This window comes from Clostridium sp., from assembly GCF_016650035.1.
Lineage (GTDB): Bacteria > Bacillota > Clostridia > Clostridiales > Clostridiaceae > Clostridium_AD.
The window spans coordinates 16,329-41,989 of the sequence record NZ_JAENWM010000030.1; the positions used below are offsets into that span (position 1 = coordinate 16,329).

The 25,661-nt window shown below is 31.4% G+C and carries 26 protein-coding genes and 1 pseudogene; 24 read left to right on the forward strand and 3 right to left on the reverse strand.

All coding sequences use genetic code 11. The features are described from left to right. Positions 1–21 precede the first annotated feature (21 nt). Positions 22–195 (reverse strand): hypothetical protein, encoded by a 174-nt coding sequence (locus tag JJD95_RS09045; RefSeq protein WP_291642539.1) that lies wholly within the window; start codon positions 193–195, stop codon positions 22–24. A 65-nt stretch (positions 196–260) separates the two neighbouring features. After that, positions 261–401: pseudogene (locus tag JJD95_RS09050) on the reverse strand (DNA-3-methyladenine glycosylase); the annotation flags it as partial. Between the two features lie 411 nt (positions 402–812). Between JJD95_RS09050 and JJD95_RS09055 the strand changes: the two are divergent. The 23 genes from JJD95_RS09055 to JJD95_RS09165 all read left to right on the forward strand — a co-directional run bounded on the left by JJD95_RS09055 (position 813) and on the right by JJD95_RS09165 (position 23,254). Further along, entirely contained in the window at positions 813–2,081 is a 1,269-nt protein-coding gene (locus JJD95_RS09055) for an O-acetylhomoserine aminocarboxypropyltransferase/cysteine synthase family protein (RefSeq protein ID WP_291642541.1), read from the forward strand. A gap of 86 nt (positions 2,082–2,167) precedes the next feature. Then, positions 2,168–3,019 carry a diaminopimelate epimerase gene (dapF, locus tag JJD95_RS09060; RefSeq protein ID WP_291642543.1) on the forward strand — a complete coding sequence of 284 codons (852 nt, stop codon included), beginning with the start codon at positions 2,168–2,170 and terminating at the stop codon, positions 3,017–3,019. A 238-nt stretch (positions 3,020–3,257) separates the two neighbouring features. After that, positions 3,258–3,521, forward strand: a complete 264-nt coding sequence (gene citD, locus JJD95_RS09065) for a citrate lyase acyl carrier protein (protein ID WP_291642545.1) — start codon at positions 3,258–3,260, stop codon at positions 3,519–3,521. After that, on the forward strand, positions 3,521–4,408 hold the full coding sequence (locus JJD95_RS09070; RefSeq protein WP_291642547.1) for an aldolase/citrate lyase family protein: 888 nt from the start codon (positions 3,521–3,523) through the stop codon (positions 4,406–4,408). Before citD ends, JJD95_RS09070 begins: the two co-directional genes overlap by 1 nt. A gap of 4 nt (positions 4,409–4,412) precedes the next feature. Then, complete coding sequence (gene citF, locus JJD95_RS09075) at positions 4,413–5,969, forward strand: citrate lyase subunit alpha (protein ID WP_291642549.1); 1,557 nt, start codon at positions 4,413–4,415, stop codon at positions 5,967–5,969. Between the two features lie 348 nt (positions 5,970–6,317). Beyond that, complete coding sequence (locus tag JJD95_RS09080; protein WP_291642551.1) at positions 6,318–7,331, forward strand: tripartite tricarboxylate transporter substrate binding protein; 1,014 nt, start codon at positions 6,318–6,320, stop codon at positions 7,329–7,331. 74 nt (positions 7,332–7,405) lie between these two features. Then, the gene (locus JJD95_RS09085; RefSeq protein ID WP_291642554.1) at positions 7,406–7,897 is read left to right on the forward strand and encodes a tripartite tricarboxylate transporter TctB family protein; all 492 of its coding nucleotides are present in this window, start codon (positions 7,406–7,408) and stop codon (positions 7,895–7,897) included. Between the two features lie 14 nt (positions 7,898–7,911). Beyond that, positions 7,912–9,414 carry a tripartite tricarboxylate transporter permease gene (locus JJD95_RS09090; protein WP_291642556.1) on the forward strand — a complete coding sequence of 501 codons (1,503 nt, stop codon included), beginning with the start codon at positions 7,912–7,914 and terminating at the stop codon, positions 9,412–9,414. 72 nt (positions 9,415–9,486) lie between these two features. Further along, positions 9,487–10,854, forward strand: coding sequence for an oxaloacetate decarboxylase subunit alpha (locus JJD95_RS09095; RefSeq protein ID WP_291642558.1), 1,368 nt, complete (start codon positions 9,487–9,489; stop codon positions 10,852–10,854). Between the two features lie 27 nt (positions 10,855–10,881). Further along, entirely contained in the window at positions 10,882–11,193 is a 312-nt protein-coding gene (locus JJD95_RS09100; RefSeq protein ID WP_291642561.1) for an OadG family transporter subunit, read from the forward strand. A gap of 36 nt (positions 11,194–11,229) precedes the next feature. Then, on the forward strand, positions 11,230–11,586 hold the full coding sequence (locus JJD95_RS09105) for a biotin/lipoyl-containing protein (protein ID WP_291642563.1): 357 nt from the start codon (positions 11,230–11,232) through the stop codon (positions 11,584–11,586). A gap of 48 nt (positions 11,587–11,634) precedes the next feature. Continuing rightward, entirely contained in the window at positions 11,635–12,747 is a 1,113-nt protein-coding gene (locus tag JJD95_RS09110; protein ID WP_291642565.1) for a sodium ion-translocating decarboxylase subunit beta, read from the forward strand. 191 nt (positions 12,748–12,938) lie between these two features. Next, the gene (locus JJD95_RS09115) at positions 12,939–15,389 is read left to right on the forward strand and encodes an ATP-binding protein (RefSeq protein ID WP_291642567.1); all 2,451 of its coding nucleotides are present in this window, start codon (positions 12,939–12,941) and stop codon (positions 15,387–15,389) included. 1 nt (position 15,390) lies between these two features. Beyond that, the gene (locus JJD95_RS09120; RefSeq protein WP_291642569.1) at positions 15,391–16,173 is read left to right on the forward strand and encodes a Na-translocating system protein MpsC family protein; all 783 of its coding nucleotides are present in this window, start codon (positions 15,391–15,393) and stop codon (positions 16,171–16,173) included. Between the two features lie 133 nt (positions 16,174–16,306). After that, complete coding sequence (locus JJD95_RS09125) at positions 16,307–17,332, forward strand: TrkA family potassium uptake protein (protein ID WP_291642571.1); 1,026 nt, start codon at positions 16,307–16,309, stop codon at positions 17,330–17,332. 63 nt (positions 17,333–17,395) lie between these two features. Continuing rightward, entirely contained in the window at positions 17,396–17,773 is a 378-nt protein-coding gene (locus JJD95_RS09130; protein ID WP_291642573.1) for a hypothetical protein, read from the forward strand. Continuing rightward, positions 17,766–18,404, forward strand: a complete 639-nt coding sequence (locus JJD95_RS09135; RefSeq protein ID WP_291642575.1) for a DedA family protein — start codon at positions 17,766–17,768, stop codon at positions 18,402–18,404. Before JJD95_RS09130 ends, JJD95_RS09135 begins: the two co-directional genes overlap by 8 nt. A 107-nt stretch (positions 18,405–18,511) precedes the next feature. Next, the gene (locus tag JJD95_RS09140) at positions 18,512–18,766 is read left to right on the forward strand and encodes a hypothetical protein (RefSeq protein WP_291642577.1); all 255 of its coding nucleotides are present in this window, start codon (positions 18,512–18,514) and stop codon (positions 18,764–18,766) included. 337 nt (positions 18,767–19,103) lie between these two features. Continuing rightward, positions 19,104–19,814 (forward strand): hypothetical protein, encoded by a 711-nt coding sequence (locus JJD95_RS09145; protein ID WP_291642578.1) that lies wholly within the window; start codon positions 19,104–19,106, stop codon positions 19,812–19,814. A gap of 173 nt (positions 19,815–19,987) precedes the next feature. Continuing rightward, the gene (locus JJD95_RS09150; protein WP_291642580.1) at positions 19,988–20,605 is read left to right on the forward strand and encodes a LysE family transporter; all 618 of its coding nucleotides are present in this window, start codon (positions 19,988–19,990) and stop codon (positions 20,603–20,605) included. A gap of 65 nt (positions 20,606–20,670) precedes the next feature. Beyond that, positions 20,671–21,567 (forward strand): MBL fold metallo-hydrolase, encoded by an 897-nt coding sequence (locus JJD95_RS09155; RefSeq protein WP_291642582.1) that lies wholly within the window; start codon positions 20,671–20,673, stop codon positions 21,565–21,567. 49 nt (positions 21,568–21,616) lie between these two features. Beyond that, positions 21,617–23,116, forward strand: a complete 1,500-nt coding sequence (locus JJD95_RS09160) for a sodium-dependent transporter (protein ID WP_291642584.1) — start codon at positions 21,617–21,619, stop codon at positions 23,114–23,116. A gap of 27 nt (positions 23,117–23,143) precedes the next feature. Beyond that, positions 23,144–23,254 carry a MetS family NSS transporter small subunit gene (locus JJD95_RS09165; RefSeq protein WP_291642586.1) on the forward strand — a complete coding sequence of 37 codons (111 nt, stop codon included), beginning with the start codon at positions 23,144–23,146 and terminating at the stop codon, positions 23,252–23,254. An 85-nt stretch (positions 23,255–23,339) separates the two neighbouring features. Here JJD95_RS09165 and JJD95_RS09170 read toward each other — a convergent pair whose 3' ends face one another. Continuing rightward, entirely contained in the window at positions 23,340–24,026 is a 687-nt protein-coding gene (locus JJD95_RS09170; protein WP_291642588.1) for a DUF1287 domain-containing protein, read from the reverse strand. Between the two features lie 156 nt (positions 24,027–24,182). Here JJD95_RS09170 and JJD95_RS09175 point away from each other — a divergent pair, with 156 nt between their 5' ends. Continuing rightward, a complete protein-coding gene (locus JJD95_RS09175) occupies positions 24,183–25,031 on the forward strand; it encodes a DUF1186 domain-containing protein (protein WP_291642590.1) in 849 nt (282 codons plus the stop codon). The last annotated feature ends 630 nt before the right edge of the window (positions 25,032–25,661 follow it).

A 25,661-nucleotide genomic window follows, 5' to 3' on the forward strand; every position in this document is an offset into this window, starting at 1 on the left:
CTTAGAATTGTGAAAACAATTTTAAGCTTTATTCTTTTCAGATAGCTTGTTGGGTAAATTAAATCTTGCCCCTTTGCAATATGGTAAGGGTAACCGTTTATAACCTTTATGATGTTCAATACATTCACTACACATGCCGTGTCTCTCACATTTTATCCTTTTGCAATTACAGATGTTACTCCCATTCTCTAACACATTTTCACCTCCCTTGTTTATATTTATTCCATTTATCTAGTTTTTTATTGGTTTGGCTCTATTTTCTATTTTACAGACACCCAAATATTATTCTTTATGTAAAATCTCCATAAAAAATCCTTTGCTTCTTCTGCATAATCAATACCAATTCTCTTAGTTTCTATAATTTCAATTATTTCTTTTTCTACAGAATCTTCAATATATAGGTTTCTCTAGCATAAAATTCCCTAGTAAGCTTCTGAAAATTTGGTGCCACCAACGTGGCTAGTGGCACGTTTTTATTTTTAACCATACCTAACTCACTCCAAAATACATTTTATTTTAAAAAATACATTTTAAGAACATCGTGTAAAAGCAATTAATAATTAACACTCATGTTTATTATTATCTAAAACAATCTAAATAACAAGTGGAATATGATAGCATTTTATAGCGTCTAAATTAGATGTTGTATTAGAATAGATTGCAACTTTGGAATAGATAACTCTATAAAATTCATATAGAAAATGGGTAGGGAAAGATAAATTATAGTAAATTAAATTAATGATTATTTGCACTTGAAAATAAAAGAAAAGTAGGTAATAATATATATAATATTAAAAAAAGAGGTGTATTAAATGAATTCATGGAAAATTGAAACTAAATGTTTGCAGGAGGGGTATAAACCTGGCAATGGAGAGCCACATGTTTTGCCAATATGTCAGAGCACTACCTACAGATACAAATCTACAGAGCAGGTAGCTAAGCTATTTGATTTACAGGAAGCTGGACATATGTATTCTAGAATTAGTAATCCAACAGTAGAATGTTTGGAGAACAAAATTGCTGCACTTGAAGGAGGAGTAGGTGCATTATGCACATCCTCAGGGCAATCAGCAACACTAATTTCAATATTAAATATTTGTCAAAATGGAGACCATGTAGTTTCGTCAAGCGCAATATATGGTGGAACCTTTAATTTGCTTGCAATGACTATTAAAAAAATGGGTATTGAAGTAACATTTGTAGACGCTGACAGTGATGAAGAGGAAATTCAAAAGGCGTTTAGAACAAATACCAAAGCAATTTTCGGAGAGATAATCGCAAATCCTAAAATTAGTGTGCTTGATATAGAGAAATTTGCACGCCTTGCGAATAAGAACGGAGTACCTTTTATAATTGACAGTACCTTTGCTACGCCAATACTTTGTAGACCTTTTGAGTTTGGTGCAGATATAGTGGTACATTCTACTACAAAATATATGGACGGGCATGCTTCTAGTGTAGGAGGAGTAATAGTAGATTCGGGTAATTTTGACTGGACAAAGGGTAAATTTCCTGAGTTTACGCAGCCTGATCCATCCTATCATGGCTTAGTTTATACAGAAGCTTTTGGGAAAGCGGCCTATATTGCAAAAGCTAGAGTTCAAATCATGAGAGATATGGGTAATTGCATGAGTCCTAACAATGCCTTTTTAACAAATTTTGGTATGGAGACTTTACATCTTAGGATGGAAAGACACTCTGAAAATGCTTTAAAAGTAGCAACCTTCCTTGAAGACTTAGAAAGTGTACAATCAGTTAGTTACCCTTCACTACCAGGAGATAAATATAACGCACTAGCAAAAAAATATTTACCTAAGGGGTCTAGTGGAGTTATTTCCTTTATTATAAAGGGTGGAAGAGAAGCGGCTGTGAAATTTATGGATAAATTACAACTTGCCTCAATAGTTGTACATGTGGCAGATGTAAGAACCTTAGTATTACACCCTGCAAGCTCAACTCATAGGCAAATGAATGACAAACAGCTTTCAGAGGCTGGTATTGAACCAGGTTTAATCAGATTTTCTGTGGGAATAGAAAATGTGGAAGACATAATAGAAGATATTAGGCAGGCCATTAAGTAAAACTATATATATCAGTGGAAGATATTACGACTAAATAGAATTAAAATAGAATATTATATTAATGGAGATATTTTGAGGAGGAAACTATGGAATTCACTAAAATTCAAGGAGCAGGGAATGACTTTATAATAGTAAACAATATGAAACTTAAGTTGCCATTAGATAAGATACCTTGCATAGCTGCGAAGTTATGTAAGAGAAAAGTATCCTTAGGTGCAGATGGTTTTATAGTAGTTGATGCTGCTGAAGGTGATGCTGATTTTAAAATGCGTTTTTATAATTCTGATGGTAGTATTGGTGAGATGTGTGGTAATGGTGCAAGATGCATTGCTAGATATGCATATAGCAATAATATCGCAGGGAAAAAAATGAAGTTTGAAACATTGGCAGGTATAGTATCGGCAGAAATAATAAAGGGTAGACTTGTAAAAGTTCAGCTTAATAGTCCCGAAAAAATTGAACTTGATTCTGATGTTGAAATTGATGGTAAAAAATATGAGTGCTCATATATAGAACTTGGGAATCCAGGAATTCCTCATGCCGTTGTAAAATATCCAGGTCTTCAAAACACGGAGGAAAGTGAATTATTTAATATTGGGAGAAAAATAAGATTTTATAAAGATTTTCCTAAAGGAGCAAATGTAAACTTTTTTGATATTTTAGACGATACGTCAGCAATTTTAAAAACATATGAAAGAGGAGTTGAGGATTTTACATTGGCATGTGGAACAGGCTCTGGGTCAACTGCAGTTGCTCTCGTATTAAAAGGATATTTAAAGGGTAATAAAGTGAAAATTGTTTCACCTGGAGGAGAACTATTTATAGAAATGGAAAGATTAGAGGATAGTGTAGAAAAGTTGTTTTTAATAGGAGATACCAATATTATTGCAATTGGAAAAATAATGGATGAAGATTTATCAACTTCTATTAAGGAGTAATATGATTTGACTACTAGCCATTACCGTGATATAATGTAATCGTATTTAGTAGGATGCTTTTAAGATAAAGATATAATTAATTTAATAAAATATATGTTGACAGTGGTTAAAGAAAACTTATAAGTTTAGCTTTATAAGGTCAGCGCAAAAAACATTTATGTTTTTGTGCTGACCTTTTTTGTTTTAAAAAATAGGCATTTTATTTAATACACTAAACTTTTGGAGGAGGTTTTTAATTATGATAGGACAAGCAGGTAGAGAAAAAGGTGATGATGTTTTGGTTAATGTTAATTTAAATACATCTGATGGTGTAAACGTAGACGTAGAAAGTAAAGTCAAACAACTATTTGGAAAGCAGATAGAAAAATCTGTTAAGGAAGTATTAGATGAAATGAATATTAAAAATGTACTTGTTACATTAAAAGATCAAGGAGCGTTAGACTTTGTAATAAGAGCTCGTGTTAAAACGGCTATTAGAAGAGCAAAGGGAGGAGTGAATTAATGAAGAAATTAAGAAGAACTATGATGTTTTGTCCAGCCAATAATCCTAAAATGCTCTTTACAGCACAAATATATAACCCTGATTGTATAATATTTGATTTGGAAGATGCGATTGTCTTAGCTGAAAAAGACTCTGCAAGAGATTTGTTATGTGAAGCCTTAAAAACTGTGGATTATGGAAACATTGAAGTGTTTGCAAGGATTAACGCATTGTACACACCATTTGGCGAAATGGATGTACGAGAGCTTGTAAAAGCAGGACTTAAAAATATTAGATTGCCTATGTGTGAATCTAGTGAAGATGTTAGAAAATTAGAAATGCTTATTGAAGAAGTTGAAAAAGAAAATGGCATAGAAATAGGAACAGTTAAAATACAATGTGCTATTGAAACTCCAAAGGGAGTAGAAAATGCATATGAAATAGCAAAATCCAGTAGTAGAGTCATAGCAATATCTATTGGTGCAGAAGATTTTACTAGATCCCTCGGTACGGATAGAACAAAAGCTGGAAGAGAATTATTTTATGCAAGAACAAGAGTAGTTATTGCGGCATCAGCTGCAGGAGTAGATTCTATAGATACTGTATGGGCAGATGTTTCAGATATGGAAGGATTTACAGCAGAAGTAAAAGAAGCGAAAAATTTAGGGTTCTCAGGTAAATCTTGTGTGCATCCAAAGCAAGTTAAAGAAGTACATAGGATTTTTACACCTACAAAAGAAGAAATTGGAAAGGCTCTAGAAATTATCTATGCTGCTAAAGAGGCTGAAAAAAAGAATCTTGGAGTAATAACTGTTAATGGCAAGATGGTAGATGTTCCAGTAATTCAAAAGGCTGAAAGAATAGTAGCTCTCGCAAAAGGTGCAGGAGTATATAAGGAGGAGGAATAGAATAATGGAATTTATAGAGAATTCAGTAGGCAGAAAAATACCTAAATACATAGAAGGTGTAGGAGTACTAAAACCTTATAGGGGACCTTTTGCAACAAAACCTGAAGGCAAAAAATATGCGCCAAGTAAAGCATATAGTACACCCAGTGATACTAAAATACTAAACAATATTAGGGAGGTCATTGAAAAGACTGGTCTTAAAGACGGGATGACTATATCTTTTCATCATCATTTAAGAGAAGGAGACTATATATTAAATGTAGTAGTAGATCAGATAGCCAAAATGGGTATAAAAAACATTACAATTTGTGCTTCTTCTTTGAATAAAGTTCATGAACCACTAATTGAACATATAAAAAATGGTGTAATAACAGGACTTCAAACTAGTGGTCTTAGAGGCAAACTCGCTAAGGAAATATCTACTAAAAATATTTTAGGAAAACCTATAATATTTAGAACGCATGGTGGAAGAGCGAGAGCTATAGAAGCTGGAGATGTAAAAATTGATGTAGCATTTTTAGGCGCTTCTGCTTGTGATAGAATGGGGAATATGAATGGAGTAGATGGAAAATCAGCCTTTGGAGCTATAGGATATGCTATGGTTGATGCTGAGTATGCAGACAAAGTAGTAGCAATAACAGATAATTTAGTAGATTATCCTCTATATCCTATAAGTATATATCAAACATTAGTGGATTATGTTGTTGTAATGGATGAAATAGGTAATCCTTCATTAATTTCCTCAGGTGCTACTAGAGTTACTGGAAATCCACTAGAACTTGAAATCGCAGAAAATGCAGCAAGAGCAATAATAGATTCTGGATATATTAAAAATGGGTTTTCATTTCAAGCTGGGAGCGGCGGTTCAGCCTTGGCTGTAGTTAAATTTGTAAAAGAACATATGGAAGAAAATAATATCGTAGGCTCCTTTGCTTCAGGTGGTATAAGCTCATATATGGTAAAAATGTTGGAAAAAGGATTATTTAAAGCGCTATATGATACACAGACGTTTGACTGCGAAGCAGGAACTTCCCTTAAAAGAAATCCTAATCATATAGAAATGTCCGCATCAACATATGCAAATCCACATAATAAAGGGTGCGTTGCGCATCAGTTGGATGTAATGATACTTTCAGCAACGGAAATAGATATTAATTTTAATGTTAATGTGATGACAGGTTCAACGGGAATAATTATGGGAGCTCAAGGTGGACACCCAGATACAGCAGCTGGAGCAAAATTTACAGTTGTAGTGGCACCACTCATGAGAAAAAGAATACCTATAGTTGTTGATAAAGTTACTACAGTTGTGACACCAGGAGAAACTGTTGATATATTTGTAACAGAAAGAGGAATAGCAATAAACCCATTAAGAACAGATATAATAGAGAAATTAAGTAAATCAAATCTTCCTATTATGACTATAGGAGAACTTAAAAATTTAGCGGAAAGCTTTACAAGTATTCCAGAAAAACCAGAATTTGATGAAGAAATTGTTGGAATAGTTGAATATAGGGATGGGACTATAATGGATGTTATAAGAAAAGTAAAGCAAAAATAAACACTCATGTTCAAAAGATTATTAATACTTTGACATAGCGCACTTACTATGCTATAATGATCACATAGTAAGTGAGGGCCATAGGCTTAAGGTAAATATATATATATACGTACTTTGAGATGAAAAGGTTTTCGCTAAATACAGTGTAAACTATAAAATTTAATATTTATGATGACAGGGATTAAAGATAACTATTTAGGTTAAGCTTTATAAGGTCAGTCCAAGAAACTTTGAGGTTTCTTGTGCTGGCCTTTTTATTTTGCTTAAATAAATTAGGCGATTAATCCTTGCACTAAAATATAAATCAAGGCATTAAAATCAAAAATTAAAATTAAGGGGGAAATTATTATGAAAAAGAACAATTTAATCAAAATGATTTTAGTTGGAACATTAGCTGTTACATCTTTAGCAGGTTGCGGAACAAAAGCTACGACAGATGAGGGGACGACACCTGACTATCCTAAAAATGCTATGGAATTTATAGCACCAGGTGGAGCAGGTGGTGGTTGGGATTTAACTATCCGTACTGTAGCAAAAGTATTAGAAGACACAGAGCTTGTATCAGTACCAATGCCAATAACTAATAAACCAGGCGGCGGTGGCGGTATAACATTAGCATACATGCAAGAGAAGAAAGATGCAGATAATTTAATAGCTGTATATTCACCACCAATTATACTTATTAACTTAAATGGTTCAACAGAATTTAGTTATAAAGATACTACCCCACTTGCAGGACTTATTTCAGATTACGCAGCTTTTGCTGTAAATAAAGGTTCGAAATATACAAATATTAATGAAGTAATGGATGCATTAAAGAAAGACCCTAAGAGTGTCAAGATAGGTGGAAACTCTGCGGCAGGAAGTATGGATCATATTCAATTCTTAATAATAGCAAAAGCAGCAGGAGTTAAAGACTTAAAGCAAATAGATTTTATAAGCTTCCAAGATGGTGGAGCTGCTGCTCAATTATTAGGTAACCATATTGATCTTTTAACAACAGGAATTTCTGACGTAGCGCAATTAGCTGAAGCTGGAGAAATAACAGTATTAGCTCAGTCAGCTGATAAGAGGATAGGAACAGGCGTTGTTGCAGAAATACCAACATGTATAGAAGAAGGAATAGATGCAACATTTACAAACTGGAGAGGATTATTTGCACCAAAAGATATGCCTGATTATGCCGTTGAATATTGGCAGGATACTTTAGGTAAAATGGTAGAAACTCCAGAATGGATTGCAGCTTGTAAGACAAATGGCTGGGATCAAAAGTATTTAAATACAGCTGATTTTAATACTTTCTTAGATAAAACTAATGAGGATTATAAATCAATATTAGAAGAAATTGGAATGCTAAAATAGAAAAAATACATGAAGGGCAAATCTGATAAGGAAAAAAAATCTTATCAGATTTACATTTAGAAGGAGGATATAAATTGGATAGTAAGCGTGAATTAAATTTTGATGCTTTGGTTGGAATTGTTGTTGCATTATTTGGATTGATTTATATTTTAGCAGCTTATCTCTTACCAAGGGCAACAATAGGAAAACCATTAGGACCTTCCAAATTTCCGTTTTTATTAGGTGGAATATTGGTTGCTTTAGGAATTTTACTTTTTTTAAAAAGCGATTTGTCAAAGACAAAAGAAGCATTAAATCAGTTAAAGAAAATGAGTGAAAAAGAAAAATCCAATTCAAAGCTTATTGCGTTAACCTGTGTGTTTTGCGTTATATATGCCTTGATTTTTGATAGTTTTGGATTTGTAATTTCAACTTTCATATTTCTTGAAGGTATGCTTTATTTGACTAATAAAAAACGAATAATACAAAATTCAATAGTGAGTATATGTTTTAGTATTGGTATATATATTTTATTCTCGAAGTTTCTAGGAATTATTCTTCCACAAATACCATTTCTAAATATTTAATAGGAGGTGAAATAATGGGTGACGTATTTATAAATTTATTTAATGGGTTTTTGGTAGCAATTACACCTTACCATATACTTATGGTTACTGTAGGTGGAGTTTTAGGTACTATCGTTGGTATGCTTCCAGGACTTGGACCTGCAACAGGGGTTGCAGTATTACTTCCACTTACCTTTTCAATGGGACCAACAGCTGCTTTGATTACAATGTGTGGGGTCTATTATGGATCTATGTATGGTGGTTCAAGAAGTTCGATTTTAATAAACACTCCAGGAGATGGTGCGGCTTTAGCTGCAACTTTTGATGGCTATCCTATGGCTATGAGTGGTAGGGCAGAATCAGCCCTTGCAATATCTGCAATAGCATCATTTATTGGTGGAACGATTGCAGCAGTATTCATGGTCTTTGTTGCTAATCCTATTGCGGATTTTGCTATAAAATTTGGACCGGCTGAATATTTTCTTTTGATGATAGCAGCACTTGCAATGACAGCATCAATGTCTGAAAAGAATATGGTAAAGGGATTTATTGCAACAATTATAGGACTCATGATAACAACAGTTGGTATAGATGGACAATCTGGTGTTCCAAGATTCACTTTTGGGAACTTGCATTTACAAACAGGAATAGATTTTCTTGTAGCTATAATTGGTATCTATGCTTTAGGCGAGGTTTTTAAAAGCTTTAAAACACTTCAAGAAGGAACTAAAAAATCTCAAACAAAGTTTAAGAAGATTTGGGTTACAAAAGAAGAATGGAATAGATGTAAATGGCCTATACTAAGAAGTACACCACTTGGATTCTTTATTGGAGCACTTCCAGGTGCAGGTGGAACAATGGCATCGTTAATGGCATATAACAATGAAAGATCAATGTCGAAAAATAAAGAAGAATTTGGTAAAGGCGCTATAGAAGGCTTAGCGGCACCAGAAGCTGCCAACAACGCTGCGTCAGTTGGAGCTTTGATACCGATGCTTACTCTTGGTATTCCAGGTTCAGGAACAACTGCAGTTATGATGGGAGCATTATTGATGCTTGGTATTCAACCAGGACCACTATTATTCTCACAGCATCCTGCGGTAGCATGGGGACTTATTGCAAGTATGTTTATTGGAAATATTATGTTAGCAATTATAAATATTCCACTTGCTGGTCTTCTTGTAAGGGTTCTAGCTATTCCGGTGAAATTATTGTACCCTTTAGTATTAGCATTAGCGTTTGTGGGAGCTTATGCTATAAGTAACAGTATAACAGATTTTTATCTATTAACTGGATTTGGTATATTAGGATACATAATGAGTAAAATAAATCTTCCATCAGCACCATTGGTACTCGGTTGTATAGTCGGAGGAACAATGGAACAATCATTTAGGCAAGCGATGACAATATCAAATGGAAGTGCGAAAATTTTCGTTAGTTCAGCAGTAGCAATAGGTTTAATAATTATTACAATTGCTTCAATTGTATATCCAATGATTAAAGCATCTTATAAAAAGAAAAAAATGAATATGGTATAGTATCAAAGTATTTAATATTTAGCTAACCCATTATTATAAAATGAGTTAGCTTTTGTTAAAAAGAGGTGAAAAATGGGAAAACTTAAATTTACTGAGACAGTATTAAGAGATGGACATCAATCTTTAATTGCAACAAGGCTTACCACAACAGAAATCCTCCCTATTTTGGAGAAGATGGATAAGGTGGGTTACTACGCTATGGAAGTTTGGGGCGGGGCTACTTTTGATTCTTGCTTAAGGTTTTTAAATGAAGACCCGTGGGAAAGACTAAGAGAAATTAGAAAAAGGGTAAAGAATACAAAACTTCAGATGCTTTTAAGAGGTCAAAATCTTCTAGGGTATAAGCACTATCCAGATGATATTGTAGAAAAATTTATTGAAAAGGCTGTAGAAAATGGTATAGATATTATTCGTATATTTGATGCTCTAAATGATGTAAGAAATTTAGAAACACCAATTAATGCTATTAAAAAAGCTGGAGCTCACTGCCAGTGCGCTATTTCATACACAACAAGTAAAGTACATACCATAGAATATTATATTGATTTAATGGTCGAAATGGAGAATGCTGGGGCAGACTCAATATGCATAAAAGATATGGCAGGTATATTAACCCCTGATGTAGCTTACAAATTAATTAGTAGAGTGAAAAAAGAAATAGAGATACCTATAGAACTGCACAGTCACTGTACTAGTGGGATTGCATCCATGACATACATGAAGGCCGTAGAAGCAGGGGTTGATATTATTGATACTGCTATTTCGCCTTTTTCAGAAGGAACATCCCAACCATGCACAGAATCTTTGGCTGTAGTTTTTAAAGATGGGGAAAGAAATCCGGGACTCAACTTAGAAATTTTAAATGAAGTAGCAGCATACTTTAGGCCGATAAAACAAAAATACTTAGACAATGGAATATTAAATCCAAAAGTAATGGAAACAGAACCAAAGACTTTAATATATCAAGTTCCAGGTGGAATGCTTTCAAACCTTTTATCCCAATTAGAAGGACAAAATGCAGGGGATAAATATGAAGAAGTGCTAAAAGAAATTCCTAAAGTACGTGAAGACTTAGGATTTCCTCCGCTAGTTACTCCCTTAAGTCAAATGGTTGGTACACAAGCAGTATTCAATATTTTAGTAGGAGAAAGGTATAAAGTAATACCAAAAGAAATAAAAGAATATGTAAAAGGTCTTTATGGCAAATCACCAGTACCAATAAGTGAAGATATAATAAAAAAAATTATAGGAAATGAAGAAGTGGTAACAGTAAGACCCGCAGATTTACTGAAGCCAGGATTTGAAAAAGCAAAAGAAGAAATTGGAGATTTAGCAAAGAATGATGAGGATGTGCTAAGCTACGCGCTGTTTGAACAAGTAGCTAAAAAATTCTTAGAAGAAAAAAATATGGATTATAATTATATTGACGTATCATTTTAAATAATACACAAGTAAAGGGGTGTGAAAATGTTAGGAAATGAAGTTTCGATATCCCAGGCTCTTAATGTTTCACTTGGATCTATAATTTTAGTTTTTTCTCTTTTATTTCTTCTTTCATTGATACTATCATCATTTAAGCATATTTTCAAAGAGAAGAAGGTCAAAGTTATTGAAGAGATAAATAGCATTCAAGAAGTAGCAACATGTAGAAATGAAATCGAAATAACAAGCTTAGAAGAAGAGGATGATATAGTGGCTTGCATAGCAGCAACTATTGCAGCTAGTGCTGGTAACAGGAATTCTAGAATTCATGTAAGAAGCATAAAGAGGATAAATTAGAATTAAAACTAGCTATGCAGAAGGGAGGAAGAAATTATGGAAAAATATAAAATTAGTTTAAATGAGAAAGTTTATGAAGTAGAAGTAGAAAAATTAGAGATAGGAGCAGAAGCTCCAAAAAAAGAGGAAAAAGCTCAAGTAAATAACACACCTAAGGTAGCGGAGGCGACGCCATCAGGTAGTGAAGACGTAACAGCACCTATTCCTGGCGGTATATGGGAAATAAAGGTTAAAGTTGGGGATTTAGTTAAAGCTGGCCAGGTATTAGTAGTTATAGAAGCAATGAAATTAGAAAATGAAATAGTATCACCAAAAGATGGAAAAGTGACTGCTATAAATGTGACAAAGGGCGATACAGTAGCTTTAGGGGATAAATTAGTTTCTCTACAGTAGTTTTTAAGAAAAATTAATTTATCACTAATAGAAAGGAGGCAGAATTAAATGGCGGAGATGCTTCAAAGCATTATACAAGGATCTGGTTTTTCAGCGTTAACTTATAAGCATGTAATAATGATGGTAATAGCTTGTATATTTATATATTTAGCAATTGTAAAAAAATATGAACCTTACTTATTAATACCAATAGCATTTGGTATGCTCATTGTAAATTTGCCTTTGGCAAACCTTATGTCGGATGGAGGACTTCTTCATTATTTGTATCAAGGTGTAAATTTAGGTATATATCCACCATTAATATTTTTATGTGTTGGTGCGGGCACGGACTTTGGGCCACTTATTGCAAATCCTAAAAGTCTACTTCTAGGAGCGGCAGCTCAAATGGGAATATTTTTTGCGTTTATAGGAGCCATACTACTCGGGTTTATGGGACCTGAAGCAGCTTCTATAGCAATTATAGGTGGAGCAGATGGACCAACAGCTATCTATTTAACAGGTAAATTAGCACCTCACCTTTTAGGTTCTATAGCTGTAGTAGCTTACTCATACATGGCATTAGTTCCAGTTATACAACCACCAATAATAAGACTTTTAACTACAAAAGCTGAGCGCGAAATTAAAATGGAACAATTAAGACCAGTATCAAAGACTGAGAAAGTAGTATTTCCAATAATTGTTACTATATTAGTCGTATTATTGTTACCTTCATCAGCTCCATTAATTTGTATGTTGATGTTTGGAAACTTAATAAAAGAGTCAGGAGTAGTACCAAATCTAGTCGTTACAGCAAGCAATTCTCTTTTGTACATATTAACTATTTTCTTAGGATTAACTGTAGGCGCGAAAGCTAGTGCAGATGTATTTTTAACAATAGGAACTATGAAAATATTGGTGCTTGGACTTATGGCATTTGCTATAGGAACAGCAAGTGGAGTATTGTTCGGTAAGTTAATGTGTAAATTAACTAATGGAAAAATCAATCCAATGATAGGAGCAGCAGGGGTTTCTGCAGTTCCAATGGCAGCAAGAGTTGTTCAAAAGGAAGGACAAAGGGCAAATCCTTCAAATTTCCTATTGATGCATGCTATGGGGCCAAATGTTGCAGGAGTAATTGGTTCAGCGGTAGCTGCAGGACTATTACTTAATTTGTTTGGTTAGAATATTAATCATTGTTTAGTTGAAATACCTTGTTAAATTTTAAATCAAATACATACATAAAGGGTTAGCAGAATAATTTTGCTAACCTTTTATGTATGTTTTTTAAATTATGGGCAATTTATATGATTAAATGATATAATAATAGGAAATGAAAGACTAAATAGATATAAACTAAGGAGGAATTTATTTTTGTGAAGAATAGATTTGTCAAATTTAAAAGTAAAAGTAAAAATATAAATAAATATATAGCAATCCTTTTTTCAATTGTAATTATAGTGTGTCTTATATTTTTCCTAATATGGTCAAATTATAAAAATTTTAGAGATTCTATAATTAATAATGAACAAGAAAATTTATTAACTATTGCGGAAATGACTGGAAGAAGTTTGGAAACTTCTATGGATGAACAAAGACTAAATCTAGAAATTATAGCTCAGAATTATGCATTTCAAGAAAAATTTAATGTTTTATTGAAAAATGAAAATCTTGATTTTCATATGGATATTCTAGAGGTATACTATAAAACACAACAAGAGATGGTTCAATCAGTAGAACTATTAGATAAAGATGGTGTAATCTTAGAAAAAGAATCTTTAATAATTGATGACAAAGAGAGTATAGGTAATAATATTTCTAATATTGAAGGTGTAAGAGAGGTAATAAAAGACAATAAAGTTGTTGTAGGTAAAATAGAGTTTGAAAAAGAATTTGGGCCTACGATATGTTTGCTCCAACCTGTTTTTTATAAAAATGAATTTATAGGAATTATAAGAAGTAAGCTAAGTTTAAATGTTTTATATAAAAAAATTGTTCAACCTATAAAGGTTGGAGATAAGGGATATGCTTCTGTAAAAGATGAAAATGGAGTGCTTTTAATGCATCCAAAGGGTGAAGACATAGGCGAAAATGTTATGGATGCAAGACAAGGTCAATTTCCTGAATATGATTGGTCAGAACTGGACGAAATTGTTCAAGAACAAAAGAAAGGAGGAGAAGGTGTAAATTTATATTATTCTATATGGCCAGGAGATGAAGATTTTAAAAGGATAAAAAAAATCAGTGCATTTGCACCTGCTTATATAGGAGATGAGTTTTGGATAGTAACAGTTACCATGGATTATAAAGATGTTGTAAGCATTATTAAAAATAATTTATATAATACACTTGTATTAGCTGGAGTTCTTATATTAATTTTCATATTAGTAATAAAATATGTTTATAAAATCAAAGAAAATCAAAGTAGAATTGAAGTTGAGGCTAAATATGTAAGTGAAGTTGAAACTCTGAATGTTGAATTAAAAGAGGACATAGAAGAAAGAAAATTACTCCAAGTTGAACTGATTAGAAATAAAGAAAAATATGAAGTGTTATTTAGCAGTGGCAGCGATTGTATTTTTGTTTTAAATATAAATGATAATTTTTTCGGTAATTTTCTTGAGGTTAATGATAAAGCATGTGCGGTACTTGGTTACTCTAAGGAAGAAATATGCAATATGGAGTATTATGAGATAATTTTTGGATTAAAGAACGACAAAAATGAAGAAATTAAAAAGGCGTTACGTATACAAGAAACAGTATTATTTGAAGCTGTTCTTAAAGCAAAAGATGGTAGTACGATAACAGTAGAGATAAACACACGGTTATTTAAACTTCAAAATCAACAAAAATTAGTACTGATTTCTAGAGATATTACTAATAGAAAAATTGAAGAAGAAACTTTAATTAGAAGTGAAGAGAGGTTTAGAAGCATAATAAATATAGTAGCATCTCAGATTTCTCTTGATGGTGAATATAAAGAGTTTTTTGAATCAATTAATAAAAGTGAAACAGATATAGAAGAAAATGACAATCAAAAGATGATTATAAAGTTAGAAAAGATAAACATGAAACTGGAAAAAATGTTTAAGAAAGAAATGGATGAGAATAAAAGAAAAGAAGCATTGATGATTTATCAATCAAAATTTGTTGCTATGGGTGAAATGATTGGTAATATTGCTCACCAATGGAGACAGCCCTTAAGCATATTAGCACTTATTATAACAAATATAGAAGATATGCATAAGTATAATGATTTAGATGAAGAAACATTAGAAAGTTTAATAGGTAAATCAAGAAACCTTATTGATAAAATGTCTCAAACAATAGATGATTTTAGATACTTTTTTAAACCTACAATGGACAAAGAAAGTTTTTCTTTATATGATAGTATTTTTACAACTATAGAATTAATCGAAGAAAATTTTAAGTTTCATAAAATACAATGTAATATAAAAAACATAGATAATTTTATGGCATATGGATATTCAAATCAATATTCTCAAGTAATCTTCAACATAATAAATAATGCTATTGATGCATTATCGGAATCTAATACAGTGAACAAACAAATTGACATAGAAATAAGTAGCAATGGGTTATGTAATACTGTTAAAATAAAAGATAATGCTGGGGGTATAGATGAGCTTATAGCGAAAAAAATATTTGAACCGTATTTTACAACGAAAAATAAGAAGCAGGGGACAGGTCTTGGTTTATATATGTCAAAAATGATTATTGAAAAGAATTTTAATGGTAGTATAAAATTTTATAATGTGGATGGGGGAGCTTGTTTTAATATTTCTATTCCCGTTAAGGAGGTATAGCATGATTATTCAAAAGGAAGAAAATTTACTTTCTAATTTAAAAGTCCTATATGTGGAAGATGAAGAATTCCATAGAGAGCAACTAGGCATATTTTTAAAAAGAAGGGTTGGTAAATTATATCTAGCAGAGAATGGAGAAGATGGGTTAAATAAGTTTAAGGAATTTAATCCTGATATTGTTATTACTGATCTTAAGATGCCAGAAATGGATGGAATAGAAATGGCAAGGAATATAAGAGATATAGACAAAAACTGTGCGATTATTATTACTTCTGCTTTTTCAGATGTTGAGACGATACTTCAGGCAGTGAATGTGGGAATAGATAATTATGTTATTAAACCTATTAAAAATGATGAACTTATGGAAGCAATGCTTAAAGCGGCCGTTAAAATATTTAAGCAAAGACAAGATGAAACTATTATAAATGATAATACCGTTCTTAGCAAAACATTAAAAACTGAAGTGGAAAGTAAAATAAAAAATTTGTTTGCAAGATTTATTAAGACTAATACTGGAAAAGGTCCTAAAGATGTAAATGTGTTTATTAGTGGAAATATTATACAGATTAAAGCATTGGATACACTTACTTTATTTGAAAAAAAATTATTGGAAAATAGTAAAAATTACTCAATGATAAATTATAATAGGCAAGCATTTTATATGGACAGAAAGGAGGAAATTGAAGAAATCATTAGAGAAGCTTTAATGGCAGATTTAATATTAAAAGAGGTAATTATTGATTCAAGTAAAAATGTAGATATGATGATAATTAGTATAAAATAGATTTTAAATTAAATAATTACTATATATAATGGCGGTTACCTAGTCTATATTTACTAGGTAACCGCCATTTATATACTAGTATGATTGCCTTTTTATGGTATAATAGCATAAAGTAAGATTAAGGGGCGAAGCCATGAAAAGTTATCGTAAATTCAATTTTGTAGTCGCTATATTAATAGCATTGCTTCTTACAGGAACAATAGGATATAAAATTTTATTAGATGTTAGCATTATAGACGCATTGTACATGACGGTTATAACCATATCAACAGTAGGATATGCGGAAGTTGCGACTATGGATGCAAAAGCTAAGATTTTCTCTATACTTATTATAATGTTTAGTTTAGGTACTGTTGGGTATTTATTTACAAGTATTGTTTCTTCATTTTTAGAAGGAGATTTAAGAGATGCATGGAGGAGGCGACGTATGGAATTACAGATAACAGCGTTAAAAGACCATTATATAATATGCGGGGCAGGAGAAACATCACAAAATGCCATAATACAATTCAAAAGAAGTAATGTTCCTTTTATTGTAATAGATAATGAGGAAGAAAAAATAAATGAATTAATAGAAAATAAAATCCATGCTATTCTTGGAGATCCCACGGAGGAAGATATATTAGATAAAGCAAGAATAAAGTATGCAAAGGGTCTTATATCTTGTTTACCTAAGGATTCTGAAAATGTATATACAGTTTTAACCGCAAGAGAAATGAATAGTGATTTATATATTGTGTCTCGAGCTATAAATAAAAATGCAGAGGGGAGACTTAAAAGAGCAGGTGCAAACAATACAATTTCTCCAAATGAAATAGGAGGGACTAGAATGGCAGCATTGATGCTTAGACCTACTGTTATTGCTTTTTTAGATATAATTACCCATGCGGGAGATGTAGTTTTGGACCTCGAAGATGTTGTGATTTATGATGAATCAAATATATTAAATAAGAGTCTTCGTGAAATAAAAATCCCCGAAAAAACTGGGCTAATAGTTCTAGCCATTAAAAAGTATGATAGTGAGAAATTAGTCTTTAATCCTAGTTCTGATGAAATTGTAAAATTAGGTGATACTATGGTAGTTCTAGGAACAGAAGAACAGGTAAATAAACTAAGAAAAATCGCTAATGACATAGGTCAAAGACGCTTGAGTGTATAAATTAATTAAAATAAGTTTTTGGTTTTAATCCAAAGACTTATTTTTGCAAGAGGAAGGTATATAATGAAAAAAAATATAAAAACAGTTATATTGTCAATTTTAATTATGGTAACTATATTTATAATAGTAAGAGGATCCACCATACTATATTTAGAATTTAAAAATATTAAATTGCCTACTAAAGAAAGTAGACAGATTGGAAATATGAGCACTCATAAATGGATTACTGTAAAACAATTATCTGAAAAATATAATATAAGTGAAGAAGATATTTTTAGTGGACTTGGAATTATCCCACAAAATGGTGATGTGAATTTGCGTTTAGAAGGATTGGGTAAAAAATACAATAAATCATTAAAAGAGCTTAGTGATAATTTAAAGAAACTTATAGAAAACAATAAAATTAAAGAAAATAGTATAGAGGGTAATAAACATGAGTGAATTTAGTAATTTATTAATAGAAGGTTTTAGAAACTATAATATTTGGTTTTTAAGTATTATAATTGTACTCCAATGTATAGGTATTCCAACAGGAGCGTCGCTACTTGTATTGGCATCTGGAGCTTTTGCTTATGCTGGTGAATTTAATGTGGGCTTTCTTTTATTAGAAGTTTGGTTTTTTGCATGGCTTGGAGATAATATTGCATATATTATATGGAAAGCTATTGGTAATAAAGTTTTAAACAGACATAATAAATTAAAAAAATATTTTCAACCTAAAATACATAAGGCAGAAAGTTATTTAATAAAGCATGGGAGAATTTCAGTTTTTATTAGTAGATTTTTAATTGCAGCAATGGGGCCGTTTATAAATGCGGCAGCAGGAATTACAGGATATAGATTACGAACCTTTAGTTTCTATGTTGCTTTTGGTGAATTATTTTGGACTTGCATATATTTAGGATTAGGATATTGGTTTGGGGATTCATGGGAAACTATAGTTCCTATAGTATCAGAATTTGGAAGATTTATAACGTATATATTAATTTTAATTATTACTCTATATTTTTTTATTAAAGCAATTAGGAATAATAAGGTAAAAGCTAGCAAATACATCAAGAAAAGAATTTAAGATTTCTGATTGAAATTTAATTAATTAGGGATATTTTTCGGCTTTTGTAGAATATTAGATTTAGTATCTTTAAAATAACATATTATTTTTTATGGAGGAATAAAAAAATGCCAATTAAAAACAAGATTTATAAAATATCAATTACAGATGATGGAATAGATAATTATAAAACTAGTAACACTAGTGCAAAAGATATGGCTGAGAATTTAGGAGTTGATGCTGTGATGACTGATTTTGAGTGGGATGAAGACTTAAACAAAGGCATAATTCTTACTGGAAGGATTGTAGACGATATGTCGGTAGAAGATGCACTGTCGGAACTATTAAATGTTGAATATGTTGCGGGTGTAAAGGAAAGCTAAGCCATTTTAATGTTAAATTTAATTAAAGTCTTGTAAAATTTAATTAACTACTTAATTTTAGAAGGAGTAGTATAGAGTTATTTCCCGGGGTTAATTTATGGATTTTACAGACAAATAGAGAGTATAAATTAAACGATAGTTCAAATAGAATCATAGTAAAAATTAAGGCACCCTAGAAAGTTTTAGGGTGCCTTAATTTTATTACTATATATTTTACTTGAAATCCACATAAAATCCACATAATTCTGACATAATCTTGCCACAATTAAAAACTATAATAAACATAGAAAGAATATAAAAACAAATACAAAAATAATAAATGAAAGGGGAAATTAGTATGAATAGGCTTTCTTTAAAAACAAAAATAATTACAGCACTAATAACAGGAGGTGTACTTGTATCTTCAGCTAGTTTTGCTTTTGCAGCTGATAAAGTAACTCCGTCAACTAATGCAACAGGAACCTTAAAACATAACAAAGGAATTGCTCCAGATAGAGGGGCTAAAATAGAAAGTGAACTTAAAGTAGCGGTAACCTCAAAAATTATTACTCAGGCCGAAAGTGATAAGATACTTGCATACGAAACTAGCAAGGTTCGCAAAGGTCCAACAGGAGAGAAACCGGTAAAAGGAGAAAAACTAGAAAAACCAGATTTATTTACGGAATTAGTAGAAGAAAACATTTTAACACAGGCAAAGGCAGATGCACTAAAAACTAGTCAAGAGGCTACAATGAAGTCTCAAAGACAAGCTAATTTAAACACAAAGGTTAATGTGTTTGTTACAGATAAGACTATAACACAGGCGCAAGCAACTAAAGTTATAGCTGCCATAAATGCAGATGAAGTAACTAAAAAAACTGCTAGAGACAAAGCTAGCACTATGACTGAAACTGATAGAAAGACATATATGGATAGCTTAAGAGATAATGAGGTGAATCCACTAAAAGCTTTAGTTACAGATGGATCTATAACACAGACTCAAGCTGATAAATTAGGTGAGGCTTTTCATATAGGAGGCCCAGGTCATAGAGAACACCATAAAAAATAGTTAGACAAAAATTTAATAATTATTGTAAGAAGAGGCTGTCTAAAAGTAATTTTAGACAGCCTCTTATATTAATTGTTTTTTTACTGCTTTTTTATTTGATGTGGTATAATAATAGTAAAGAATTGGGGATTATTTATTGATATTGAGCAATTATAAGGGGTGGAATTATAGAGATGTTCTTATTAAAAGGGGTTATTATAGGTATGTTTGTTTCCTTTCCTGTTGGTCCTCTCGGGTTATTGTCTATCCAAAGATCTATAAATAAGGGGTGGAAGATAGGCTTTTTTTCAGCTGTTGGTGCAGTTACAGCAGATTTAGTTTATTCTTCGTTAGCAATTTTAGGAATAAGTTTCATAAATAATTTTGTGAATATCCACAAATATTTCATTAATGGTGTAACTGGAATTTTATTTTTAATAGTTGGAATTAATATTCTTAGTAGTGGAATAGAAAGAATAAAATTGAAGGAAGATACTGAAGAAGAGAAAATACATCCATTTTTTGTGCATTTTCTAATGGGCTTATCAAATCCTATGACATTTTTAATTTTCTTTGCTATATTTACTAAAATAGGTATATATGTAGATCATGGGACGACGCTTCAGCATATGATATTTGTTATATCGATATTTTTAGGGTCTTCTATTATATGGTTAATAACTACAAATTTAATAGAGAAATATAAAAAAACATATAAATTTGAGTATTTTAACTTTATAGATAAAATAATTGGTACGGTTATTATTATATTTGGTATTTTTAGCATTCTAAAAGGAATAATAAGATTCTAAAAGTGCCACCCACGTGGCAAGTGGCAAGTTCATATAAGCGAGATAAAAAGAAGGGAATTTAATACATGAGAATTTTAGAAGTAAAGGGAAATACATTTTGCATTAATACTGGTATGACGTACATACCTTTTTATAAAATTAATAATGAAGAAATTATTATGTTGGATTCAGGATGGGCAGAAGGAGAGCAAAAGGGAATAGATGAGCTATTAGAAAAAAACAACTTTAATGTAGTTGCTATAATATGTACTCATGCTCATGTAGATCACATAGGGAACAATGCATATTTAAAGAGTAAATATAATTGTATTATAGCTATGCCAGCTTATGAAGCACTTATTTGCAGTTCTATAGTGAATCTTAAAATGTATTACAATAACCTGACATTATCCGATGTTTCGGAGCATTTTGGACATATGGTTTGCGTTACAGATATTATGATTTTGAATAACCAGGATAGTATAAATGTGCGAGGTGTTAAATTTAATATTATTCATACACCGGGACACAGTCCTGCACATATATGTATTACTACTCCTGATGATGTTGCTTATTTAGCAGATGCCCTTATAAGCTATGAAGTCATGAGAGGGGCTAAAATCCCCTATGCTTATATACTTAGTGAGGATTTGAAAAGCAAATCAAAACTATATGATTTAAAATATAGCAAATATGTAGTGGCACATAAAGGTATGTATGATGATATTACAAAGCTTATAACGGATAATATAGATTTCTATAAGGATAGAGCATTAAAAATAGCTGACCTCATAGAGGGTGCCATGACAATGGAAGATATCCATAAGGCCGTTATTATAAATTTAGATATTAATGTTAAAAACAGATATAGATATACCATAATAGAAAGAATGTTAAAATCTTATGTTGAATATTTGAATGAAACAGGGATTCTAGTTCTAAATATGGATAAGGGATTTCTTAAATATTCAAAAGCATTATAACGGTATTATATTGGGAAATGTTAAATATTAAAAGAAGGGGGATATATAAATGAGAGATAATTGGAAAAGTAGAAAAGGTTTTATTTTTGCAGCGGCAGGAGCTGCAATAGGACTCGGTAATTTATGGAGGTTTCCATTTCAAGCATATAAAAATGGTGGAGGAGCATTTCTTTTGCCATATTTTGTAGCGCTTATTACATGTGCTGTACCCTTAATGATTATGGAATACGCTTTTGGTAGAAAAATCCGTGGGGGGTCGGTAAAGGCATTTTCAAGCTTAGGTAAGAAATTAGAAATTGTTGGGTGGGTTCAAGTAATGGTGCCCATTGTAGTTATGACTTATTATTGCGCAATTATTGCTGTATCTGTTGTATTTATGATATTTTCATTAGGACATGCGTTTGGTATTATTAACTGGCTTTCAGAACCAGGACCTATTATGGGTATGATCACAGGAAGTGCAGAAAATGCATTGGATTTTAGTGCTGGTATAAGTATATATATTTTAGTTGCAGTTATTGTAGTTTGGGTTTGTAATTGGCTTATTGTTAAAAAGGGTATATCCTCCGGAATAGAAAAAATGTCTACCATATTCACGCCTCTTTTAATGATACTTATGATCATATTTATGATTAACTCAATCCGTTTAGAAGGTTCAACTATAGGCCTTGAAGCACTATTTAAACCGGATTTTTCCAAAATTTTGAATCCAAGTATTTGGGTTTCAGCTTACGCTCAAGTGTTTTTTTCAACAACTTTAGCGGTAGGTGTTATGATTGCCTATGGCTCATACTTAGATGATAAAGCGGATATTGTAAATAGCGCAATCATTACAGTTTTAGTCAATGCAAGTTTTGATCTTATTGCTGGGATATTAGTGTTTTCAACGCTAGGGCACCTAGTAAGTAGTATGGGTGTAGAATTTACATCATTTGGTACAGGCACAGGTGTTGCATTTATCGCATTTCCAATTGCTATTTCTACAATGTCAACAAATATAGTTGTCCAAGGATTATTAGGGTTCATTTTCTTCTTTTGTCTATTTGTTGCAGGTATATCATCTAGTATTTCAATGCTAGAATCATTTGCAACTGCCGCCTTAGATAAGTTTGATATATCTAGAGCAAAACTTGTTTCAATTATTTCTATTGTTGGATTTTGTGGTAGCGCATGTTTTGCAAGCTATGCAGGGTTTAACTATATATTAGATATAGTAGATGCTTATGTTGGTAACATTGTAATTGCTGGGCTAGGCCTTGTAGAAGTTATTTTAATTAGCTACATTTACGGAACTGATAAACTTCGCGAAGAGGCAAATGCTTATTCTGATTTTGGTGTTTCTAAATGGTGGGATTATCTATTAAGATACTTTACACCGTTATTATTAGGTGCTGTTGTAATAACAAATATATTAGACTTAATTACTGGACTATTTAGTAGTGGTAAAGTTTCCATAGTTTCAAACATCGTTTTTGGGTGGGGAATTGTTGTCGTAATGATTGGTGCAGCTTACGTATTCTATAAGAAAAAATGGACTGTAAATGCATAAAAAATAAAATTATTTGGAGGTATTCATATGTCGACAGGTGCCATAGTAATGATGATTTTAGGATGTGGAATAGTTTGGGGCGGAGCAGTGGTTGCAATAATTGGTGCCACCCACGTGGCAAGTGGCAAGTTAAAATAAATTTTAAATTTATCCCTACCTTCATATGAAGATAGGGTATTTTGTTTTTTTATAAAAGAAACTCGCGCCTAAGGGCGTGAGTTTTTCAGTTGAACTTCCATCTATAGTGGGCATGGATAGGGGCTGTAAACCAAGAAAGTTTCATCGTAGAAGCATGAGGTTTTGTATTATGAATAACGTAGGGAATCCCATTTTTATCTCGCTTATTAGAAATAATACCAACATGTTCATACCCCTTTGTAAATACCACAATATCACCAGGTTGCCACTCTATTAAATTTTCATAATTTCTAGATTTAATTTCAGTGGTTAAACTAAGGCAGTGTCTACTAAAATATACATCTTGATTTGGCACAAGCCTAAAATCAATATTTGGGTCTGGCGTACCTTGCACTCTCAAATAAAGTTTAGTATTACTACTTATATCTTTATCCATAAGATCTTTTAAATTTATGTTAGCAGTTTTAAAACCTCTCCAAATCACATCAGTGCATACCCCTTCACTATCTGGAGGAAACCCACCGCTATAATAGTTACTTTCGTATTTTGTTTTATTAAGAACTTCATTATATGCACCATTCACTATATCTAATGCATCGGCGACTCCGTTTTTATTATTATCTACTTTAGAAAAATTTTCAGGTACCACAAATTTTGGTTTGAAAATATTTATAACATATTCATTTATAATAGATTTATAAGGTATATATTTATAAGCACAAGCTAATATCAAAAATACAATTATCAAAATTAAAATATGTTTTTTCTTCACTTTATCACCATCCTTGTTATTCTATAATTATAGCATTTATATTTACAAAATAATACAAGTGAATTATTCTTGATAAATTTAAAAAGCATTGATATTATTAATAGATTAGGTTATTAGATATCTTAGCCAAAATCAATTTCAAAGGAGTTTAATTTTATGAATGAATTACTTAAAGCAATACAGCATAATAACGGTGAATTTCCGGAAATACAATTAAAGGAAATAATAAAACGTAAGGAAGAGTTTATCCCTGAATTACTACATATATTAAAAAACGCTAGAGAAAATTATGAGGATATTTTAGAAGACCATGAGTATTTTGCACATATTTATGCATGTTTCTTGTTAGCACAGTTTAAAGAAGTACAAAGTCTAAGTCTTATTATAGATTTAGTTAGTTTGCAAGATGAAATTCCAGACGATTTATTTGGTGATCTTCTAACTGAAGAGTTACACAAAATTCTAGCATCAGTTTGTGGTGGAGATACACAATCAATAAAAAGATTAGTTGAAGATAGTAGTGTTAATGAATATGTTAGATGTGCTGCTATTAAATCATTTATTGTTCTACTAGGAGAGGGTGTTATATCCCAAAGTGAAGTTATAGAATACTATAAAAGTTTATTTGAAGGAAAACTTGAACGAGAATTCTCTCAGGCTTGGAATGAACTTATATGTAGTTCTTGTGAAGCAGGTCCAAATGAATTATACCAGTATATAAGAAAAGCTTATGAAGATAAATTAGTAGAAGAAGATTTTATAACACTTGTAGAAGTTAATGAGGCTGTTAAAATCCACGATAGTGAAAAGTTTCCGAATCTTAAAAATGAAGGATATGCATTTATTGAGGATACTATAGCTGAACTTGGGTGCTGGGTGTGTTTTAGAAAAGATACTGCTAAGGATAAGCCTCAACATATAATGCAAAACAGTAAGTTTAATAAAGGTAAAAAGAAAACTAAGAAGAAGCAAGTAAAAGCTACTAAAAAGAAACAAAGGAAATAGAAAATAAGTGGATTCATCTTTGCTTAATTAATATAGTAAGGTGTTAAATTATTATGCTTCTTAATAATAAGAGTAAATTTCATCCCTAAATTTAGGGATGAAATTTACTCTTATTTTATGGTGAATGTATATTTTTCTTTTATATATGTCTAGTGCTGAAATTTTCAACAAAATTAGGGTAGATAGCAAATGATAAAACACATATATTGACAAAGTTTAGCCAAGTGTATCTACATGTGAAATATTGAACTACTTAAACCTATAGCTAGGAATAAGGGCATAATTTAATTAGAACACTTGTTTACCTGAATTATGATCTTATTTATATGATAGAATATTCCTTGTCGTCGCAAAGCGGTGGCAAAGCAAATTCAATGTTGATTGTTATTCAATTAGTTTTTATATGAAAATAAATTTTAGAAACTTGTTGACAAATAAAGAAACATCTAGTATTATAGTAGAAGTCGTCAGCAATTGACGGATACAAATAACAAATTGGTCTTTGAAAATTAAACAGAGAAATAGGTAAAGAATAGCAAAATAATATTTTGTTAAACCAGTTAATTACTTTAGTAAAAAGAAGTAAATTTTTAGTCGTAAGACTAAATAGTATGTAATGAGCTTGAGTAA

Coding starts and splice junctions, on each gene's coding strand:
- JJD95_RS09105 (WP_291642563.1), top strand. CDS start 11,230: ATGGAAAAATATAAAATTAGTTTAAATGAGAAAGTTTATGAAGTAGAA.
- JJD95_RS09150 (WP_291642580.1), top strand. CDS start 19,988: ATGTTCTTATTAAAAGGGGTTATTATAGGTATGTTTGTTTCCTTTCCT.
- JJD95_RS09090 (WP_291642556.1), top strand. CDS start 7,912: ATGGGTGACGTATTTATAAATTTATTTAATGGGTTTTTGGTAGCAATT.
- citD (WP_291642545.1), top strand. CDS start 3,258: ATGATAGGACAAGCAGGTAGAGAAAAAGGTGATGATGTTTTGGTTAAT.
- JJD95_RS09160 (WP_291642584.1), top strand. CDS start 21,617: ATGAGAGATAATTGGAAAAGTAGAAAAGGTTTTATTTTTGCAGCGGCA.
- JJD95_RS09080 (WP_291642551.1), top strand. CDS start 6,318: ATGAAAAAGAACAATTTAATCAAAATGATTTTAGTTGGAACATTAGCT.
- JJD95_RS09070 (WP_291642547.1), top strand. CDS start 3,521: ATGAAGAAATTAAGAAGAACTATGATGTTTTGTCCAGCCAATAATCCT.
- citF (WP_291642549.1), top strand. CDS start 4,413: ATGGAATTTATAGAGAATTCAGTAGGCAGAAAAATACCTAAATACATA.
- JJD95_RS09095 (WP_291642558.1), top strand. CDS start 9,487: ATGGGAAAACTTAAATTTACTGAGACAGTATTAAGAGATGGACATCAA.
- JJD95_RS09120 (WP_291642569.1), top strand. CDS start 15,391: ATGATTATTCAAAAGGAAGAAAATTTACTTTCTAATTTAAAAGTCCTA.
- JJD95_RS09055 (WP_291642541.1), top strand. CDS start 813: ATGAATTCATGGAAAATTGAAACTAAATGTTTGCAGGAGGGGTATAAA.
- JJD95_RS09145 (WP_291642578.1), top strand. CDS start 19,104: ATGAATAGGCTTTCTTTAAAAACAAAAATAATTACAGCACTAATAACA.
- JJD95_RS09140 (WP_291642577.1), top strand. CDS start 18,512: ATGCCAATTAAAAACAAGATTTATAAAATATCAATTACAGATGATGGA.
- JJD95_RS09100 (WP_291642561.1), top strand. CDS start 10,882: ATGTTAGGAAATGAAGTTTCGATATCCCAGGCTCTTAATGTTTCACTT.
- JJD95_RS09175 (WP_291642590.1), top strand. CDS start 24,183: ATGAATGAATTACTTAAAGCAATACAGCATAATAACGGTGAATTTCCG.
- dapF (WP_291642543.1), top strand. CDS start 2,168: ATGGAATTCACTAAAATTCAAGGAGCAGGGAATGACTTTATAATAGTA.
- JJD95_RS09165 (WP_291642586.1), top strand. CDS start 23,144: ATGTCGACAGGTGCCATAGTAATGATGATTTTAGGATGTGGAATAGTT.
- JJD95_RS09110 (WP_291642565.1), top strand. CDS start 11,635: ATGGCGGAGATGCTTCAAAGCATTATACAAGGATCTGGTTTTTCAGCG.
- JJD95_RS09130 (WP_291642573.1), top strand. CDS start 17,396: ATGAAAAAAAATATAAAAACAGTTATATTGTCAATTTTAATTATGGTA.
- JJD95_RS09155 (WP_291642582.1), top strand. CDS start 20,671: ATGAGAATTTTAGAAGTAAAGGGAAATACATTTTGCATTAATACTGGT.
- JJD95_RS09135 (WP_291642575.1), top strand. CDS start 17,766: ATGAGTGAATTTAGTAATTTATTAATAGAAGGTTTTAGAAACTATAAT.
- JJD95_RS09125 (WP_291642571.1), top strand. CDS start 16,307: ATGAAAAGTTATCGTAAATTCAATTTTGTAGTCGCTATATTAATAGCA.